Raw genomic sequence first — 17833 nt, forward strand, 5'->3', positions numbered from 1 at the left:
GGGGATAGGCAGCATAGAGTCAGCGGATGACCGACCTCCCGACCGGGACCGTGACGTTCCTCTTCACCGACATCGAGGGCTCGACCGGCCTCCTCCAGACCCTGGGCGACCGGTACCCGGCGGTCCTGGACGAGCACGCGGCGGTCGTCCGGCGGGCCGTCGCCGGCGGCGGCGGGGTCGAGGTCAGCACCCACGGCGACGCCTTCTTCGCCGTGTTCGCCAGCCCGGCGGGCGCCGTCCGGGCGGCCGTCGCCGCCCTGCGGGGCCTGGCCGCCCACGACTGGTCGCCCGGTCCCCCGGTCCGCGTCCGGATGGGCGTCCACACCGGCGAGGGCGTCCTCGGCGGGGACGACTACGCCGGCATCGACGTGCACCGGGCGGCCCGGATCGCCGACGCCGCCCACGGCGGCCAGGTGCTCCTGTCCGACGCCACCCGGGGGCTGGTCCAGCACTCCCTCGATGCCGGCGCCTCCCTGCGCGACCTGGGCACGCACCGCCTGCGGGGCATCGACGAGCCCGAGCGCCTCCACCAGCTGGTCGTCGAGGGCCTCCCGTCCGACTTCCCGGCGCCCCGGACGCTGGACGCCAGGCCGAGCAACCTCCCGCTGCAGCTCACCTCGTTCGTGGGCCGGGAGGCGGAGATCGCCGAGGTGGAACGGCTCCTCGGCCAGACCCGCCTGCTCACCCTGACCGGACCGGGGGGATCCGGGAAGTCCCGGCTGGCCCTGCGGGTCGCCGGGGAGCTGCTCACCCGGTTCCGGGACGGCTCCTGCTTCGTCGACCTCTCCCCCGTGGTCGACCCGGCGCTGGTCCCGGCGGCGGTGGCCAACGCGCTGGGGGTCCCCGAGGCGGCCGGGCGCCCGATCCTCGACGAGGTCAAGGAGCACCTCCGCAACCGCGAGCTCCTCCAGGTGATCGACAACTTCGAGCAGGTGGCCGAGGCCGGCCCCGTGATCGAGGAGCTGCTCGGCGCCGCGCCCAGGCTGCGGACGATGGTCACCTCCAGGGTCGTGCTGTCGCTGCGCGGCGAGCAGGAATACCCGGTCCCGGCGCTCGGCGCGGTCGAGGCGGTGAACCTGTTCACCGAGCGGGCCACGGCCGCCAACCCCCGGTTCGCGCTGACGGAGGGGAACGCCCCGGTGGTGGCCGAGATCACCGCCCGGCTGGACGGCCTCCCCCTGGCCATCGAGCTGGCCGCCACCCGGACGAAGGTGCTCACGCCCACCGAGATCCTGTCGCGCCTCCGGCGGCGCCTTGCGCTCCTCACCTCCGGGCCGCGGAGCCTGCCGGAGCGCCAGCGGACCCTCCGGGCGGCGATCGCCTGGAGCCACGACCTGCTCGACCCGGTCGAGCGGCGCCTGTTCGCCCGGCTCTCGGTGTTCACCGGTGGCTGGGCGCTCGCGTCGGCCGAGGCGGTGTGCGACCCGGAGGAGCTCGGCCTTGACGCCCTCGACGGGCTGGCCTCGCTGGTCGACAAGTCGCTGATCCGCCGGAGCGAGCCGCCCGGGCAGCCGTCGCGGTTCTCGATGCTGGAGACCATCCGGGAGTTCGCGCTGGAGCAGCTCGAGGCCTCCGGCGACCTCGAGCCGGTCCAGCGGCGCCACGCCGAGCACTTCCTCCACCTGGCCACCGAGGCCGAGCCCCACCTCATCGCCGCCGACCAGGGCGTCTGGCTCGACCGCTGCGAGCAGGAGCACGCCAACCTCCGCGCCGCCCTCCGCTGGGCCATCGACCGGGGCCGGGCCGGCCCCGCCCAGGCGGCCGCCGGCGCCCTGTGGCGGTTCTGGCAGCAGCGGGGGCACCTGACCGAGGGCCGCCGCTGGCTGGAGGAGACCCTGGCCATGCCGTCGGGCCAGGCGCCGACCGCCGAGCGGGCCAAGGCCCTGGCCGGGGCGGGCGGGATCGCCTGGTGGAGCGACCGGGGGGCGTCACGGGCCTTCTACGACGAGGCCCTGGCCATCGAGCGGGAGCTGGGCGACCCGGCCCGGCTCGCCGAGGCCCTCTACAACGAGGCGTTCGCCCTCGCCGACGAGCACGACCTGGAGGCGGCCGCCGGCCTGCTCGACGAGAGCCTGGAGCTCTTCCGCCAGGTCGGGAACGAGCCCGGGGTGGCCAGGGTCCTGGTGATGCGCGTCGTCCCGGACGCGATGGCCGGCGCCTGGGACCGCGTGATCGCCCGCATCGAGGAGGTCACGGTGATCTGGCGCCGGCAGGGCGAGCGCCTCAACCTCGCCTTCGGCCTGATCTGGCTGGCGTTCGCCCACGGCCGCGCCGGCCGCCGCGACGACGCCCGCGCCACCGCCCTCGAGGCCCTGGAGCTGTTCCGCGAGGCCGACAACGCCACCGGGGTCGCCCTCGCCTTCCTCGACCTGGCGTTCCTGCTGACCTGGGAGGGCCGCCACGCCGACGCCATCCGGATGGCCGCCGTGGCCGAGCACCACCGCGACCTGGCCGGCGGCGGCCCCACCCCCGGCTTCGGCGGCATGCTCGAGGGCGACCCGGCGGCCGACGCCCGCGCCCACCTGACCGACGAAGCGGCCCAGCGGGCCTGGCAGGAGGGGCTCACGATGACCGTTCCCGAGGCGATCAGGGTGGTCCGGGACGACCCGGGGGCCTGAGGCGGCGCTGCTGGCGATCGGCGTGGGCGACGTCCCCCGCGGGGATTGCGGTCGCAGAGGACCTGCAGCCGGTGGACCCGATGGGTGGCGGGCTCCCCTAGCGCCAGGGCAGCGGGGGAAGGCGGAGTCGGGCCAGGGAGGAGGCGACCCGGCCGAAGCGGGGTCTGCGGCGCGCCACTGGCGGGCGGCGGTGGTGATCTCCTCGCGGGTTCGGGCGACGAAGTTCCACCACATCAGGATGGGCTCGGCGAACGGCTCGCCGCCCAGGAGCAGGACCCTGGCGGGGTCGTCGGCGGACAGCTCGAGCTGGTCGCGGCCGCGGCCCAGGTAGGCCAGGCGGCCTGGGCGGACCGGCTGGTCGTGGACCAGGACGCGGCCGTCGAGCACGACCAGGGCGTGCTCGAACGACGGCTCCAGGGCCAGGGCGCCCGTTCCCGGGCGCAGGGCCAGGTCGACCCCGACCAGGGCGCTGTCGCGCCGGGCCGGGGAGGTGACGCCGGCGAAGCTGCCGACCAGGACGGTGGCGACGGCGTGGCCGAACTCGGCCCGGGGCAGCTCGGGGTGGTGCTCGAAGGCGGCCGGGCCGTGGCGGGTCCGCTCGGGCTGGGCGACCCACAGCTGCACGCCGTGCAGCTCCCCGCGGTAGTGGCCGGTGGGCTCCTCGGAGTGGGCGACGCCGTGCCCGGCCGTCATGAGGTTGAGCTGGCCGGCCCGGATGACCTGGGAGGTGCCGAGGCTGTCGCGGTGCAGCACCTCGCCCGACAGCAGCCAGGTGACGGTCTGCAGGCCGGTGTGCGGGTGGGGGCCGATGTTGATACCGGCCGTGTCGGTCACCGGCGCCGGGCCCATGTGGTCCGCGAAGCACCAGGCGCCGACCGTGCGCCGCTCCCGTCGCGGGAGGGCCCGGCGCACCGGCATCCCGCCGACGTCGGCCGTGCGGCTGGGGCTGACCTCGACGCAGGCTGGCGCGACCGAGCTCGCCCTGGACTCGGCGGGGGGTGCGTCGGCGGTGCCGACCGGGCCGCTCATGTCCACACTGTGGCCGCGCGGCCCCGCACGCGCAACCGCAGGCGGTAGGGTGGGCAGCCAACTGGCGACGAACCGGGAGAGAAACCTATGGACGTGTTCCGGCGCCCCCTCGGCGCGGCCGGCCGGGTCGCCCTGGCGGCCATGTTCATCACCGGCGGCGCCGACGCGATGCTGGCCCCCGGCCCCCGGACCGACAAGGCGGCCGAGCTCGGGGTCCCCCTCGACCCGGAGCTGGCGGTGCGGCTCAACGGCGCGGCCATGCTGGGCGCGGGGGTCTTGCTCGCCCTGGGGATCTGGCCCCGGCTGGCCGCCGCCGTGCTGGCCGGCACCCTCGTCCCGACCACCCTGGCCGGCCATCCCTACTGGGAGCACGAGGACCCGGCCACCCAGCGCCAGCAGCGCATCCACTTCTTCAAGAACGTCGGCCTGTTCGGCGGCGCGCTCCTGGTGCTCAGCGGGGAGCCCCGCCGTCGCCGCTGATGGCGGGCAGGTACCGGCGGCGGCTGGCCCAGGAGCAGCACGCCGCCGCCGTCTACCGGGCCCTGGCGGCCAAGCGGACGGGTGAGGACCGGGAGATCCTGCTGGCGCTGGCCCGGGCCGAGGAGCGGCACGCCGCCCACTGGTCGGCCAAGCTGCACCCCCAGGAGCGGGCGGCCAGCCCCGGGTGGCGGACGCGGCTGTTCGGCTGGCTGGCCCGGCGGCTGGGGTCGCTGGTCGTGCTGGGGCTGGTGCAGCGGGCCGAGGCGGCCGGCGACTACGACGCCGACGCCGAGGCGACCCCGGCCATGGCCGCCGACGAGCGGGTGCACGCCCTGGTCGTGGCCGAGCTGGCCCAGCGGCAGCGGGCCCGTGCCTCGGGCTGGTTCCGGGCGGCCGTGTTCGGCGCCAACGACGGGCTGGTGTCCAACTTCTCGCTGGTCGCCGGCATGGCCGGGGCCGGCACCTCCTCCGAGATCATCCTGCTCACCGGCCTGGCCGGGCTGCTCGCCGGGGCGCTGTCCATGGCCGCCGGGGAATACGTGTCGGTGCGCTCCCAGCGGGAGCTGCTCGAGGCCACCGCCGACGTGCTCGACCCGGCCACGCTGGCCACCCTGCGCGACCACGAGGCGCACGAGCTGGCGCTGGTGTTCCGGGCCCGGGGGCTGTCCCCGGAGGAGGCCGAGCAGCGGGCCGAGGCCCTGCTCGGCCAGCCCGACGACCCGGCGGCGGGCCCGGAACTGGAGGCGGGCGAGGACGTGGTCGGGTCGGCCTGGGCGGCCGCCGGGTCCAGCTTCGTCGCCTTCGCCACCGGCGCCGTCGTCCCGGTCCTGCCGTTCTTCGTCACCTCGGGGCGCCCGGCCATCGTGGCCGCGGCCGTCCTGGTCGGGCTGGCCCTGTTCGCCACCGGCGCCACCGTCGGCGTGCTGACCGGCGGGCCGCTGGTCCGCCGGGGGCTGCGCCAGCTGGCCATCGGCGCCGGGGCCGCGGTCGTGACCTACGCCCTCGGCCGGGTGTTCGGGGCCACCCTCGGCTGATCGAGCTCGGCCTGGTCAACGCCTGCCGCAGGACAGATGACGTGCCCAGAGCAGGGTCGGCCCCGGCGGCGAGTTCGCCCGGACCGAGCTGTTCCAGGCCAAGGCCTACAGCAACGACCTGGCCAGCACCCTGCCGGCCGCGGCCGGGACCGCTACGACCTGGCGTGGCGGACGGCCCAGTCCAGGGCGTAGTCGGCGACCTCCTGCCAGCCGTCGCGGGAGGGCAGCAGGTGCGGGCCCTCGAACTCGGCGACCTCGGTGACCGTGTTCGACTTGTAGTGCTTGGCGTTGGAGCGCTGCACCGAGGGCGGCATGAGGTTGTCAACGCTGCCGGAGATGAACAGCAGCGGCGCCCGGTCGTCGTTGCCGTAGTTGACGAAGGTGTCCTGGTGGCCGGGCTCGAGGGTGGCGAGCGCGCTGCCCCACAGGACCCGCACCGACGCCGGGATGTGGTAGCGCTCGTACAGCTCCCGCGAGCGCTCCTCGGGGAAGGTGTTGGTGAAGGCGTAGTGCCACTGCTCGTGGGTGAAGCCGGCGGCCTTCTTGCGGCCCACCGTCCGCAGCACCGGGAAGGTCGACTTGAGCTGCGACAGCGGGACCACGGGCACCCCCTCGGTGGGGGCCGAGTTGATGGCGACGCCCACCGCGCCGTAGCCGCGGTCGAGCATGAGCTGGGTGAAGACCCCGCCGGCGGAGTGGCCGATCAGGATCGGCGGCCGCTCCAGCCCCCCGATCACGTCCTTGAGGTGGTCGACGACGCCGGGCACGGTCAGGTTCTCGATCGGCGTGGGGTCGGCGTTGAGCGCCTCGACCTCGACCTCGAAGCCGGGATAGGCGGGGGTGAGGACGCGGTAGCCCTTGTCCTGGTAGTAGGCGGCCCAGTCCTCCCAGCTCCGCGGGGTCACCCAGAAGCCGTGGATCAGGACGATGGTGTCGGGGGCGGTCATGGGCGGCTCCTTCCCCGCTGAGGCGGTGAGTTGGTGATTCAAACTCAGCATGCAGGGGTACCCTAGCACGGTGAGTCCAGAAACCAAACCAACGGCCAGGGTCTGCTCGATCACCGACGCCCTCTCGATCGTCGGGGACCGCTACGCCCTGCTGGTGGCCCGCGAGCTGCGCTACGGGCTGACCCGCTTCCAGGACATCGCGGCCAGCACCGGGGCCCCCCGCGACGTGCTCACCTCGCGGCTGCGCAAGCTGGAGCAGGCCGGCGTCATCGAGCGCCGGCCCTACTGCGAGCACCCGCCGCGCTACGAGTACCTGCTCACCGACGCCGGCCGGGACCTCCAGCCGATCCTGCTGGCCCTCAAGGAGTGGGGCGACCGCCACTGCAACCCGGGCGCCGAGCCGATCGTGTTCCAGCACACCTGCGGGGCCGACTTCCACCCCCTGACGGTCTGCGCCGCCTGCCGGGAGCCGCTGCGCGACGGCCAGCTGGCCGTGACCGGCGGCACCCATCCCGTCCAGGCGACCATGTGACGCCGGCTACCGTGGTGCTGGCCGCGTCGGTGGCCTTCATCTGGGTCGAGGAGCTGTGCGCTGGGTCGATCGAACGGTCGGTCGGTAAGATGGCCCGGACCGGCGACTGAGAGGCGGATGCGCGAGATGGCCACGGCAGGAGGGAGGCGTCCCCCGGCGAGCCGGCGGGCGGGCGGGCGCCGCTCCCAGCCGTACGACGCGGACTCGCTGCTGGAGGTCGCGGTCAAGGTCTTCACCGAGCGCGGCTACGACGGCACCAGCATGGAGGACCTGGCCCGCGCGGCCCGGATCACCAAGTCGTCGTTCTACTACCACGTCAGCGGCAAGGAGGAGCTGCTGCGCCGGTCGCTCGACCGGGCCCTCGACGGGCTGTTCGCCGTGCTCGCCGAGGAGCAGGCGGTGCAGGGACGGGCCATCGACCGGCTCGAGCACGTGGTCCGCCGCTCGATCGAGGTCCTGGTCGACCAGCTGCCCCACGTCACGCTGCTGCTGCGGGTCCGCGGCAACACCAGGGTCGAGCGCCGGGCCCTGGAGCGGCGGCGCGAGTTCGGGCGGGCCATCACCAAGCTGGTCACCGAGGCCGTCTCCGAGGGCGACCTCCCGGCCGGCATCGACGAGGGCCTGACCGGCCGGCTGCTGTTCGGGATGGTCAACTCGGTGGTCGACTGGTACCGCCCCAACGGCGGCAGCCTCACCGCCGGGTCGCTGGCCGACGCCGTCATCAGCCTGACCGTCGAGGGGTGGCGCCAGCCGGGCGCTCAGCCGCGGAGGAAGACCAGGTAGGAGGCGACGGCGGCGCCGCCCGGGACCTCGTGGGCGCCGGCCACGGCGAACCCGGCCGTCTCGGCGGCCCGGCGCCCGGCCTCGTTCGAGATGGCGACCACGCAGCGGAGCCGCCGTCCCTGGGCCACCCGCTCGGCATGCGCCACCACCGTCCGGACGAGCTCCGGTCCGAGGCCCCGCCCGACCAGGTCGGGACGCAGCCCCAGGGCCACGTCGAGCCGGCCCGGGTCGGCCGCCAGCCCGGGGACGCGGGCCGCCTCGCCGAAGCAGCAGAACCCCGTGAGCCGGCCGCCGGCGTCCCGGACCGCCCACCAGCCCTCGTCGGGCCGGGGCGCCTCCAGCGAGTCGAACACGGCCCAGGGTCCCGGGTAGCGCCAGGAGGCCATCTCCATCCCGTCCTCGATGGAGAGCGCGTCCACGCGGTACGGCGGCGTCATCTCCCTGCCTCACTGGTCGAAGTCGAGGGTGACCTCCCCGGCCGCCGGATAGGACTGGCAGGCCAGGACGTAGCCGCGCTCGAGCTCGTCGCGCTCCAGGGCGAAGTTCTGGGCCATCTCCACCTTGCCCTTGACGAGCTTGGCCCGGCAGGTCCCGCAGACGCCGTTCTTGCAGGCGTAGGGGGCGTCGCCGCGCAGCCGCAGGGCCGCGTCCAGGATCGGCTCGGTGCCGGGCGGCAGGGTGAAGCTGGTCCCCCGCCCGTCCAGCACCACCGTCACCTTGGCGCCGGTTTCGGCGTCGGTGGGGGCGGCCGCCGGCGGCTGCCGCCTGGCCGGCCCGGTGGCGACGTGGAACAGCTCGCGGTGGATGTGGTCGGGATCGAACCCGCGCTCGACCAGGGTGCCCTGCACCGTCTCGGTGAGCTCCAGCGGGCCGCACAGGAACCACTCGTCCACGTCGGGGGCGACGAGCTTGTCGAGCAGGGCGGCGAAGCGGTCGCGGTCGAGGCGGCCCGACAGCAGCTCGGCCTCGCGCCACTCCTCGCCGAGCACGTGGATGAGCTGGAAGCGGCCGAGGTGGCGGTTCTTGAGGTCCTCCAGCTCCTCCAGGAACATGATGTTGCCGGTGGTGCGGTTGGCGTAGATCAGGGTGGCCCGGCTGGCCGGCTCCACCTCCAGGGCGGTGGCGAGGATCGACAGGATGGGGGTGATCCCCGACCCGGCGGCCACGGCCCCGTAGTGCCTGGCCTGGGCCGGGTCGAGGGGGGTGTGGAACTGCCCGGTGGGGGTGAGCACCTCGATGGTGTCGCCGACCCGCAGCCGCTCCATGGCGTAGGACGAGAAGACCCCGCCGGGCAGGCGCTTGACCCCGACCCGCAGCCGGCCGGAGCCGGCCGGGGTGCAGATGGAGTAGTTGCGGCGCACGTCGTCGCCGGCGATCGTGCAGCGCAGGGCCACGTGCTGGCCGGCGACGAAGCGGTACTCCTCGCGCAGCTCCTGGGGCACCTCGAAGGTGATGGCCACGGCGTCGTCGGTGATGCGCTCCAGCTCGGCCACGCGCAGGAGGTGGAAGACCGGCTTGCGCTTGGCCTGGGCCAGGGTGGCGGTCACGGCTACAGGGCCTTGAAGTGGTCGAACGGCTCCAGGCAGGCCCGGCAGGTCCAGTGGGACTTGCAGGCGGTGGAGCCGAAGCGGCTGACCTCGCGGGTGTCCGCCGACCCGCAGCGGGGGCAGGCCACCGGGCCGGGGGCGCTGGTCAGCTGCACCAGCACCGGACCCGAGCGGCGGAGGCCCGGCGGCGCGATCCCGTAGGCGGCGAGCTTGTCGCGGCCGGCCTGGCTCATCCAGTCGGTGGTCCAGGCCGGGGCCAGCACCGTCCGGACGCTGGCGTCGGCGTAGCCGTGCTCGGCCAGCGTGCGGACGACGTCGTCGCGGATGGTGTCCAGGGCCGGGCAGCCCGAGTAGGTGGGGGTGATGGTGACCTCGACGTGGCCCCGGTCGTCGACGGCCACGTCGCGGAGGATGCCGAGGTCCTCGATGGTCAGCACCGGGATCTCGGGGTCGGCCACCTGGCCGACCAGCTCGCGCACGGTCTGCGCCGCCATCCGGGTGGTCACCAGCGGGCTCCCGGGTGCAGGCGGTGGACGTACTGGAGCTCGGCCAGCAGGTAGCCCATGTGCTCGCTGTGCAGGCCGCGGCGGCCGCTGCCGGGGTGCCAGCGCCCCTCGGGGCGGGCCAGGGTGGCCTCGGCCAGGGTCGCGTCCACGTGCCGGTCCCAGCCCTCGCGCAGGGTGGCCGGGTCGACGGCGACCCCGGCCGCGACCAGCCGTTGGACGACGTCGTCGGCCTCGAACAGCTCGCCCACGTACGACCACAGCCGCTCCAGGCCCTCCTGCATGCGCCGGTGCGACTCCTCGGTGCCGTCGCCGAGCCGCAGGACCCACATGGTGGCGTGGTCGCGGTGGTAGGCGACCTCCTTGACGGCCTTGGCGGCCACCGCGGCGATGGTCGGGTCGGCCGACCCGCACAGCCCCCGGTAGAGCTCCAGCTGCCAGGTGGAGAAGTACAGCTGGCGGGCCATGGTGGCCCCGAAGTCGTCGTTGGGCTGCTCCACCAGCAGGCAGTTGGTGAACTCGCGCTCCTGGCGCAGGTAGGCCAGGTCGTCCTCGTCCCGCCCGGCGCCCTCGACCTCGCCGGCGTACGACAGCAGCGCCCGGGCCTGCCCGAGCAGGTCGAGGCCGAGGTTGGTCAGGGCCACGTCCTCCTCCAGCTCCGGGGCCTTGCTCGACCACTCCCCCAGCCGCTGGGCCAGGACCAGGGCGTCGTCGCCGAGCCGCAGGGCGTAGGCGACCAGGTCCCTGGTCCTCGGGGCACCCCCCTGGGGACCCTCCCTGTCCGACCGGGGCACCCCTTCGGGGTTCCCCGGACCCCTCCGGCCGGACCCCTCCGTGCTCACATCTGCACCCCGCCGGGGACGTCGTAGAAGGTCGGGTGGCGGTAGGCCTTGTCGCCGGCCGGGTCGAAGAACGGGTCCTTCTCGTCGGGTGAGGAGGCGGTGATGGCGCCGGCCGGGACGACCCAGATCGACACGCCCTCCTGGCGGCGGGTGTAGACGTCGCGGGCGTTGCGCAGGGCCATCTCGGCGTCGGGGGCGTGCAGGCTGCCGACGTGGTTGTGGGACAGGCCGCGCCGGGCGCGGACGAACACCTCCCACAGCGGCCAGCCGGCCGACGGTTCCGGCGCGCGCTCGCTCACGCCGCCGCCTCCCGGCCGTCCCGGCGGTGCTTGGCCGCGTAGGCGGCCGCCGCCTCCCGCACCCAGGCGCCCTCGGCGTGGGCGCGCAGCTTGTGCTCCATCCGCTTGCGGTTGACCGGGCCGTCGCCCTTGATGACCCGGAACAGCTCGTCCCAGTCGATCGGGCCGAAGTCGTGGTGCTGGGTCGCCTCGTTCCAGCGCAGCTCCGGGTCGGGCAGGGTCAGGCCGAGGACCTCGGCCTGGGGGACGCACATGTCGACGAACTTCTGGCGCAGCTCGTCGTTGCTGTGGCGCTTGATGTTCCAGGCCATCGACTGGGCGGTGTGGGACGACTGGTCGTCGGGGGGGCCGAACATCATCAGCGACGGCCACCACCAGCGGTCGACGGCGTCCTGGGCCATGGCGTGCTGGGCCTCGGTGCCGTGGCTGAGGGTGTGCAGGATCTCGAAGCCCTGCCGCTGGTGGAAGGACTCCTCCTTGCAGATGCGGATCATCGCCCGGGCGTAGGGGCCGTAGGAGCAGCGGCACAGCGGGACCTGGTTCATGATCGCCGCCCCGTCGACCAGCCAGCCGATGGCGCCCATGTCGGCCCAGGTCAGGGTGGGGTAGTTGAAGATGCTGGAGTACTTCTGGCGGCCGCTGTGGAGGGCCTCCATCAGCTCGTCGCGGGACACGCCGAGGGTCTCGGCGGCCGAGTACAGGTACAGGCCGTGGCCGGCCTCGTCCTGGACCTTGGCCATGAGGATGGCCTTGCGGCGCAGGCTGGGGGCGCGGGTGATCCAGTTGCCCTCGGGCTGCATCCCGATGATCTCGGAGTGGGCGTGCTGGGCGATCTGGCGGACCAGCGTCCTGCGGTACCCCTCGGGCATCCAGTCGCGCGGCTCGATGCGCTGGTCGGCGGCGATCGCGGCGTCGAAGCTGGCCTGGCCGTCGCTGGCCGGGCCTTCCTTGGTCTGGCCGTCCATCCGGGGCTCCCCGATCCTCTTACCTACCGAACGTTCGATTATTATACGCGGGTCGCGACCAGGGTGAGGACCTCGTAGGTGGCCACCGGCTCGTCGTCCTGGTTGGTCACGGTGACGTCCCAGCGGACCTCGCCGTAGGCCTCGCCCTCCCGGGCCGTCTTCTGCTGGCAGGTCAGGGCCACCGCCAGGGTGTCGCCGGGATAGACGGGCTTGCGGAAGCGCAGCCGCTCCAGGCCGTAGTTGGCCAGGCAGGGGCCCGGGTCGGGGTCCACGAACAGCCCGGCGGCGGCCGACACCACGAAGTAGCCGTGGGCCACCCGGCCCTCGAAGAACGGGTTGGCCTTGGCCGCGGCCTCGTCCATGTGGGCGTAGAACCGGTCGCCGGACAGCTCCGCGAAGCGTTCGATGTCCTCCATGGTCACCGTCCGGGTGGGGGTGCGGTAGGTCTCCCCCACGGCCAGGTCCTCGAAGTGCTTGCGGAACGGGTGGGTGGCGTCGCCGGTGGTCGGGGCGCCGGTGGTCCAGCGGCCGGTGACGGCCGTGACCATGGCCGGCGAGGCCGAGACGCTGGTGACCTGCATGTGGTGGAGGACGGCCCGGATGCCGCCCAGCTCCTCGCCGCCGCCGGCCCGGCCGGGCCCGCCGTGGACCAGGTGCGGCAGCGGGGCCCCGTGGCCGGTCGACTCGCCGGCGTCGTCGCGGTCGAGGACGAGCAGGCGGCCGTGCCAGGGGGCGACGCCGGCGACGACGCGGCGGGCGAAGTCGGGGTCGTGGGTGACGACGGAGCCGACCAGGCTCCCCCGCCCGAGCGCGGCCAGCTCGACCGCCTGGGCGGCGTCCTGGTAGCCGATCACGCTGGTGACCGGCCCGAACGCCTCCACCTGGTGGAGCTCGGGCGCCCCGGGGGAGCCGGCCACCAGCACCGTCGGGGCGAAGAAGGCCCCCCGGTCGGGGTCGCCCGAGGCCAGGTCCACCTTGCCGGGGCCGCCTACGGCGACCTCGGCGCCGCGGCCCAGCCGGGCCACCGCCCGGCCGACCTCGGCCTGCTGGTCGCGGCTGACCAGCGGGCCCATGGTCGTGGCCTCGTCCCGCGGGTCGCCCACCCGCACCCCGGCCAGCCGGTCGCCGAGGGCGTCGACCACGGCCCGGACCTGCCCGGCCGGGACCAGGCAGCGCCGGATGGCCGTGCACTTCTGCCCCGTCTTCTCGGTCAGCTCGCGGACCACCTCCCCGACGAACAGGTCGAACTCCTCGTCTCCCGGGGTGGCGTCGGGGCCGAGGATCGAGCAGTTGAGCGAGTCGGCCTCGGCGTTGAACCGGACCGCCTCGCCGACCACCGCCGGGTGGGCCCGCAGCCGCCGGGCGGTGGCCGCCGAGCCGGTGAAGGCGACGGTGTCCTGCCCGCCGAGGTGGTCGAGCAGGTCGCCGACGCCGCCGCAGAGCAGCTGCACCGACCCGGGCGGGAGGGCGCCCGACTCGATCAGGTGCCGGAAGGCCAGCTCGGTCACGTAGGCGGTCTGGCTGGCCGGCTTGACGATCGCCGGCATGCCGGCGAGCACGGCCGGGGCCAGCTTCTCCAGCATCCCCCAGACGGGGAAGTTGAAGGCGTTGATGAACACGGCCACGCCGGGCCGGGAGCTGTAGACGTGCTGGCCGACGAAGGTCCCGCCCCGGCCCAGCCGCTGCGGCGGCCCGTCGGCGTAGAGGACGCCGTCGGGCAGCTCGCGGCGGCCCTTGCTGGCGTACACGAACAGGGTCCCGATGCCCCCGTCGACGTCGACCTTGGCGTCGCCCAGGGTGGCCCCGGTCCGGGCCGACTCCTGGTAGAGGCCGTCGCGGTGCTCGCGCAGGTAGCCGGCGAGCTGCTTGAGGGCGGCCGCCCGCTGGTGGAAGGTCAGCTCCCGCAGGGCCGGCCCGCCGGCCCCGCGGGCATGCTCGACCATCCCGGCCACGTCCACCCCGGTGCTCGACACCCGCCCCACCGGCTCCCCGGTGGACGCGTCCCGCACCGTCACTCCCTCGTCGGTCGCGGTGTGCCAGCCGCCGCGGACATAGGAGCCGATCATCCTGGCCACGTGGTCCTCCTTCTACCGAACATTCGGTCACATGGTTTGGGAGCCCGGCCGGCGGTGTCAACCCGGGTGGGCCGGCCGCCGCCGGCCTCCCGGTCCCGCGGACGGTTGACTTGCTCGGCGGGAACCTGCGAGCCTCGCCCGATACGCGCGGGTCTGTGAGGTGCAGGGAGATCGTGACGGTTCATCCAGCTCGTGATGACGGCGAGGCCGAGGAGGCCAGGCGGCGCCGGCACCGGGTCCGGGCGGCGCTGACGGTCCTGGCCGTCCTGGCCGTGGTGGCGGGCGCGCCCCTGCTCGCCCAGGGGTACCGGGAGCTGCGCGACCAGGAGGGCGTGCGGCAGGTCGCGCTCCAGCTCGCCGGGGGGCGGGACGCCGCCTGCGCGGTCGTCCAGCCCGGCGCGGCCGGCTGCCCGGTGCCCGACGCCGCGGTGGCGCCGTACCGGTCGGCGGTGGAGGCCGACTGGTACCTGGTGGCCGGCTACGTCCTGGCCGGGGCAGGGGTGTTCGGGCTCGGCGCCCTGTTCCTGTACGGGTCGGGCGCCAGGCGGGTCAGCCGCTGGTGCCTGGGCGGCGTCGCCCTCGCCGGGGCGGCCGACGCGTGCGAGAACCTGGCCCTGCTGCGGGGACTGGGCACGCTCGGCCAGGGCCAGGGCGGCGACGACCCCTTCGCCCTGGCCTCCTCCCTGGCGGTGCTGAAGTTCGCCGTCGGCGGCCCGCTGCTGCCCGCCTTCGTGGTCGTGGGCAGCGTCCTGCTCGCCCGCCGGGTCCTCGGGCCGACGACGGTGCGCCGCATGGACGACCGCCCGCCCGGCCGGGGCGAGCCCAAGATCGTCCGGGCGGGCCAGCGCGACCCCGAGCCGGAGCGGCGTCCCGACATCATCCTGCCGCCGGCGGTGGCCGACGCCTCGACGGCCACCCTGTCGGCGACGGTCGGGCACTCGGGTCCCGACGTCCAGCGGGACCTCTACCTCAAGCAGGCGGCCGAGGAGGCCGGCAAGGCCGCGGGCGGCGGCCCTCCCCGGCCCGTCCTGGCCGACCCGCTGCCGTCGCGCTGGCGCAACGCCGGCCGGGTCCCGCCTGGTCGGCCCCCGGCCGAGGTCGGCATCTGCGCCTCGGGCGGCGGGATCCGCTCGGCCTCGGTCACCCTGGGGGCGCTCCAGGCGCTCCAGGCCAAGGTCCTCCCCCGGGCCCGCTACCTGGTGTCGGTGTCGGGCGGCGGCTACATGACCGGCGCCTTCCAGCTGGCCCTGACCGGGGCCAACCCCGGGGCGGAGTCGCTGGCCCGGCCGGAGGACGTGTTCACGCCGGGGTCGGCCGAGGAGGACCACCTGCGGCGCCACGGCAAGTACCTGGCCGACGGCTTCCGCGAGTGGGCGACGGCCCTCGGCGTGGTCCTGCGCGGGGTGGCCGCCTCGCTCAGCCTGCTGACCCTCTGCGTGGTCGTGCTCGGGGTCGGGCTCAACGCCTTCTACCGGGCGGCCCCGGTCGTCGACGTCACCCGGTTCCTCCCCCGGTTCGACCCGGCGAGCGGGCCGGAGCACGCCGGCTTCCCGGCGCCGACCCCGGCCGTCTGGTGGGCGCTGGCCGCCGGGGCGGCCGTGGCCGCCGCCGCCTGGGTGGTGTTCATGGTCAGGCTGCTGGCCGGCAACCGGTGGTTGATCGTGGTCCGGGCCGCCCGCAACGTCTTCCGGGTCGCCGTCGGCATCACCGCGGTGGTCGCCGTCTACGCCGTCGTCGTGCCGGTGGTCGTCTGGGCGATGACGGGGCTCACCTGGGCGATCGGGATCGAGAACCCGGTGCCGGCCGCCTCCTTCACCGCGATCGTCACCACCCTGCTGACCTGGCTCGGCGCCCTGGCCAGCACGACCTGGCGCCGCACCGAGAGGGTGCGGGCCAGCGGGGCCAAGCTGGGGCTGCGCGGGCTGCTGGGCGGCCGCGGCCAGGGCGAGGTGGTCGAGCGGCAGGTCGCGACCGGGTTCGGGCAGACCCTGATCGTCTGGGCGGCGCACGCCGTGCTGGCGTTCGTGTTCGTGTTCGTGGCCGCCTGGACGACCGCGGCCGCCCACCGCTGGCCGCCCTGGCTGGGCCCGGTCCTGCTCGGCGTGCTCGTCGGGGCGGGCTTCCTGATCGACCAGACCTGGCTCGGGCTGCACCCCTTCTACCGGCGCCGGCTGGCCTCGGCGTTCGCCGTCCGCCGGGCCACCATGCCCGACGGCGGCGTCGGCGCCCTCGCCTACAGCTTCGAGGAGCCGACCACCCTCAGCCGGTACGGCCAGCGTGCCCCCGGCTTCCCCCAGGTCATCTTCGTGGCCGCGGCCGCCCTGTCGGGCCAGTCGCGGACCCCGCCGGGCCGCCGGGCGGTCTCGTTCACGCTGTCGGGGGACTACGTCGGCGGGCCGGACGTCGGCTGGGTGCGGACCAGCTTCCTGGAGGACAACTGCAAGCCCGCCCTCCAGCGGGACGTGACCGTCCAGGCGTCCATGGCCGTGTCCGGGGCGGCGATCGCGTCCGCCATGGGCCGCCACGCGGCCGCCGTGCAGCGGCTGCTGGCCCTGTCCAACGTCCGGCTCGGCACCTGGCTGCCCAACCCGGCGTTCCTGGCCGCCCTGGGACGCACGAGCACCGACTGGCGGACCCCGCGCCTGCCCAACGCCCGCCGGCTGCCCTACCAGCTGCGCGAGATCATCGGCGCCTACCCGGCCGAGGGCCGGATGCTGCTCTGCACCGACGGCGGCCACTGGGAGAACCTCGGCCTGGTCGAGCTGCTGCGCCACCGCTGCCGGACCGTCTACTGCATCGACGCCAGCGGCGACGCGCCGCCGTTCGCCACCACCCTGGCCGAGGCGATCACCCTCGCCTACGAGGAGCTGGGCGTGCGCATCACCCTGCCCGACCCCGGCGGCCTGGTCCCGGGCAGCGCCGACCCGCTGCAGCCGTCGGGGGTGCTGGAGCGGCTGAACGCCCGCCTGTCCCGGGAGGCGGTGGTTTGTGGCGTGATCGAGTACCCGGAGCCGTTCTCGGTCGACGGCGGCGAGCCGTCCTGCAAGGGCACGCTGATCGTGGCCAAGGCCGTGCTCACCCCCAAGATGCCCTACGAGCTGCTCACCTACGCCCTCAAGGAGGCCGCCTTCCCGCGCCAGAGCACCGGCGACCAGTTCTTCGACCACGAGCAGTTCGACGCCTACCGGGCCCTTGGCCACTTCATCGGCACGGCCGCCCTCGACAAGACGGAGGCCGGCGAGGCCGAGCCGCCCGAGCCGCCGGCGCAGCTCAGCCGCTGGCGACGGCGCCGACGGCGGCGGTGAGGGCGCCTCAGCCGGTGGCGGCGCGGCCGGCCCAGCGGCGGGCGCCGTCGACCCGGGTGACGGTGCCGAACGGCTCGGGGAAGTGGGCCGGGGCGAGCCACATGCGCTCGGACTCGAGCTGGTCCAGGAGGCGGCGGCGGGTCGACCGGGCCAGGTCGGGGTCGACGTCGGCGGCCGGGCACCAGTCGGGCTCGCCGACCTGCGCCGGGTGGTTGGCGACGTCGCCCCAGAGCAGGACCGCGTCGTCGCCGGAGCGGACGAGCAGGCTCTGCGAGCCGGGCGTGTGCCCGGGGGTGTGGACGAGGCGGAGCTGGGCGTCAAGGGCCCGGTCGCCGTCCAGCAGCTCGGCCACCCCGAGCGCCTGGAGCGGGGCCACGCAGCGGTCGAAGGCGACCCTGGTCTCGGCGGGCCGGGCCGCGAACAGGTCCCAGTCGGCCCGCTGGACCAGGTAGCGGGCCCGCGGGAACCACGGCCGGGGCCGGTCGCCGTCCCAGGCCAGGTTCCAGCCGACGTGGTCCAGGTGCAGGTGGGTGAGGACGACCAGGTCGATCTCGTCCGGCTCGACCCCGGCGTCGGCCAGCTCGGCGGGCAGCCGTCCCGGCGTGCCGATCCAGCCGGCCCCGGGCACGCCCGGGCCGCCGACGCCGGTGTCGACCAGGACGACCAGGTCGCGGGAGCGGACCACGAAGCACCAGTCGCGCAGCCGCCATCGGTCGGGGCCGCCGAACGCCCCGGGATGGCGCGACCGCCAGGGCGCCCAGGCGGCCGCCGGGACCTGGGGGAAGGCCTCGGCCAGGGGGGCCGGGAAGTCGCCGGTGACGTCGCAGTGGGCGGTGACCTGGACGGTGCCGACGGTCAGCGTCCGGGCGGCCAT

At 75.1% G+C, this 17833-nt stretch carries 15 protein-coding genes and 1 pseudogene; 6 read left to right on the forward strand and 10 right to left on the reverse strand.

The window, feature by feature from the left end:
* Positions 1 to 26: 26 nt before the first annotated feature.
* Positions 27 to 2618, forward strand: a complete 2592-nt coding sequence (locus VF468_05010) for an adenylate/guanylate cyclase domain-containing protein (protein ID HEX5877674.1) — start codon at positions 27 to 29, stop codon at positions 2616 to 2618.
* Between the two features lie 228 nt (positions 2619 to 2846).
* On the opposite strand, the pseudogene VF468_05015 reads toward VF468_05010, so the two are convergent.
* Positions 2847 to 3647 (reverse strand): annotated as a pseudogene (locus tag VF468_05015) (pirin family protein).
* Positions 3648 to 3734: 87 nt separating this feature from the next.
* Between VF468_05015 and VF468_05020 the strand changes: the two are divergent.
* Positions 3735 to 4127, forward strand: coding sequence for a DoxX family protein (locus tag VF468_05020; GenBank protein HEX5877675.1), 393 nt, complete (start codon positions 3735 to 3737; stop codon positions 4125 to 4127).
* On the forward strand, positions 4127 to 5161 hold the full coding sequence (locus VF468_05025; protein HEX5877676.1) for a VIT1/CCC1 transporter family protein: 1035 nt from the start codon (positions 4127 to 4129) through the stop codon (positions 5159 to 5161). The genes VF468_05020 and VF468_05025 overlap by 1 nt, the downstream gene beginning before the upstream one ends.
* A 152-nt stretch (positions 5162 to 5313) precedes the next feature.
* Here VF468_05025 and VF468_05030 read toward each other — a convergent pair whose 3' ends face one another.
* Entirely contained in the window at positions 5314 to 6108 is a 795-nt protein-coding gene (locus VF468_05030; protein ID HEX5877677.1) for an alpha/beta hydrolase, read from the reverse strand.
* A gap of 70 nt (positions 6109 to 6178) precedes the next feature.
* On the opposite strand from VF468_05030, the gene VF468_05035 reads away from it, so the two are divergent.
* Positions 6179 to 6640, forward strand: coding sequence for a helix-turn-helix domain-containing protein (locus tag VF468_05035; GenBank protein ID HEX5877678.1), 462 nt, complete (start codon positions 6179 to 6181; stop codon positions 6638 to 6640).
* A gap of 126 nt (positions 6641 to 6766) precedes the next feature.
* A complete protein-coding gene (locus tag VF468_05040) occupies positions 6767 to 7423 on the forward strand; it encodes a TetR/AcrR family transcriptional regulator (GenBank protein ID HEX5877679.1) in 657 nt (218 codons plus the stop codon).
* Here VF468_05040 and VF468_05045 read toward each other — a convergent pair.
* Genes VF468_05045 through paaZ form a run of 7 tightly spaced genes read right to left on the reverse strand, consistent with a single transcriptional unit; the run spans position 7399 to position 13645 of the window.
* Complete coding sequence (locus tag VF468_05045) at positions 7399 to 7860, reverse strand: GNAT family N-acetyltransferase (protein ID HEX5877680.1); 462 nt, start codon at positions 7858 to 7860, stop codon at positions 7399 to 7401. The genes VF468_05040 and VF468_05045 overlap by 25 nt on opposite strands.
* Positions 7861 to 7869: 9 nt before the next feature.
* Complete coding sequence (gene paaE, locus VF468_05050) at positions 7870 to 8970, reverse strand: 1,2-phenylacetyl-CoA epoxidase subunit PaaE (GenBank protein HEX5877681.1); 1101 nt, start codon at positions 8968 to 8970, stop codon at positions 7870 to 7872.
* A 2-nt stretch (positions 8971 to 8972) separates the two neighbouring features.
* Positions 8973 to 9464: a 1,2-phenylacetyl-CoA epoxidase subunit PaaD gene (gene paaD / locus VF468_05055; GenBank protein HEX5877682.1), complete on the reverse strand. Its 492-nt coding sequence runs from the start codon at positions 9462 to 9464 to the stop codon at positions 8973 to 8975.
* Between the two features lie 8 nt (positions 9465 to 9472).
* A complete protein-coding gene (gene paaC / locus VF468_05060) occupies positions 9473 to 10267 on the reverse strand; it encodes a 1,2-phenylacetyl-CoA epoxidase subunit PaaC (GenBank protein HEX5877683.1) in 795 nt (264 codons plus the stop codon).
* A 44-nt stretch (positions 10268 to 10311) separates the two neighbouring features.
* A complete protein-coding gene (paaB, locus tag VF468_05065) occupies positions 10312 to 10614 on the reverse strand; it encodes a 1,2-phenylacetyl-CoA epoxidase subunit PaaB (GenBank protein ID HEX5877684.1) in 303 nt (100 codons plus the stop codon).
* A complete protein-coding gene (paaA, locus tag VF468_05070) occupies positions 10611 to 11579 on the reverse strand; it encodes a 1,2-phenylacetyl-CoA epoxidase subunit PaaA (protein HEX5877685.1) in 969 nt (322 codons plus the stop codon). The genes paaB and paaA overlap by 4 nt, the downstream gene beginning before the upstream one ends.
* 41 nt (positions 11580 to 11620) lie before the next feature.
* Positions 11621 to 13645 carry a phenylacetic acid degradation bifunctional protein PaaZ gene (paaZ, locus tag VF468_05075; GenBank protein HEX5877686.1) on the reverse strand — a complete coding sequence of 675 codons (2025 nt, stop codon included), beginning with the start codon at positions 13643 to 13645 and terminating at the stop codon, positions 11621 to 11623.
* 182 nt (positions 13646 to 13827) lie between these two features.
* On the opposite strand from paaZ, the gene VF468_05080 reads away from it, so the two are divergent.
* Complete coding sequence (locus VF468_05080) at positions 13828 to 16959, forward strand: hypothetical protein (protein HEX5877687.1); 3132 nt, start codon at positions 13828 to 13830, stop codon at positions 16957 to 16959.
* 7 nt (positions 16960 to 16966) lie between these two features.
* Here VF468_05080 and VF468_05085 read toward each other — a convergent pair whose 3' ends face one another.
* Positions 16967 to 17833 (reverse strand): MBL fold metallo-hydrolase, encoded by an 867-nt coding sequence (locus VF468_05085; GenBank protein HEX5877688.1) that lies wholly within the window; start codon positions 17831 to 17833, stop codon positions 16967 to 16969.

This window comes from Actinomycetota bacterium (assembly GCA_036280995.1).
GTDB lineage: Bacteria > Actinomycetota > CALGFH01 > CALGFH01 > CALGFH01 > CALGFH01.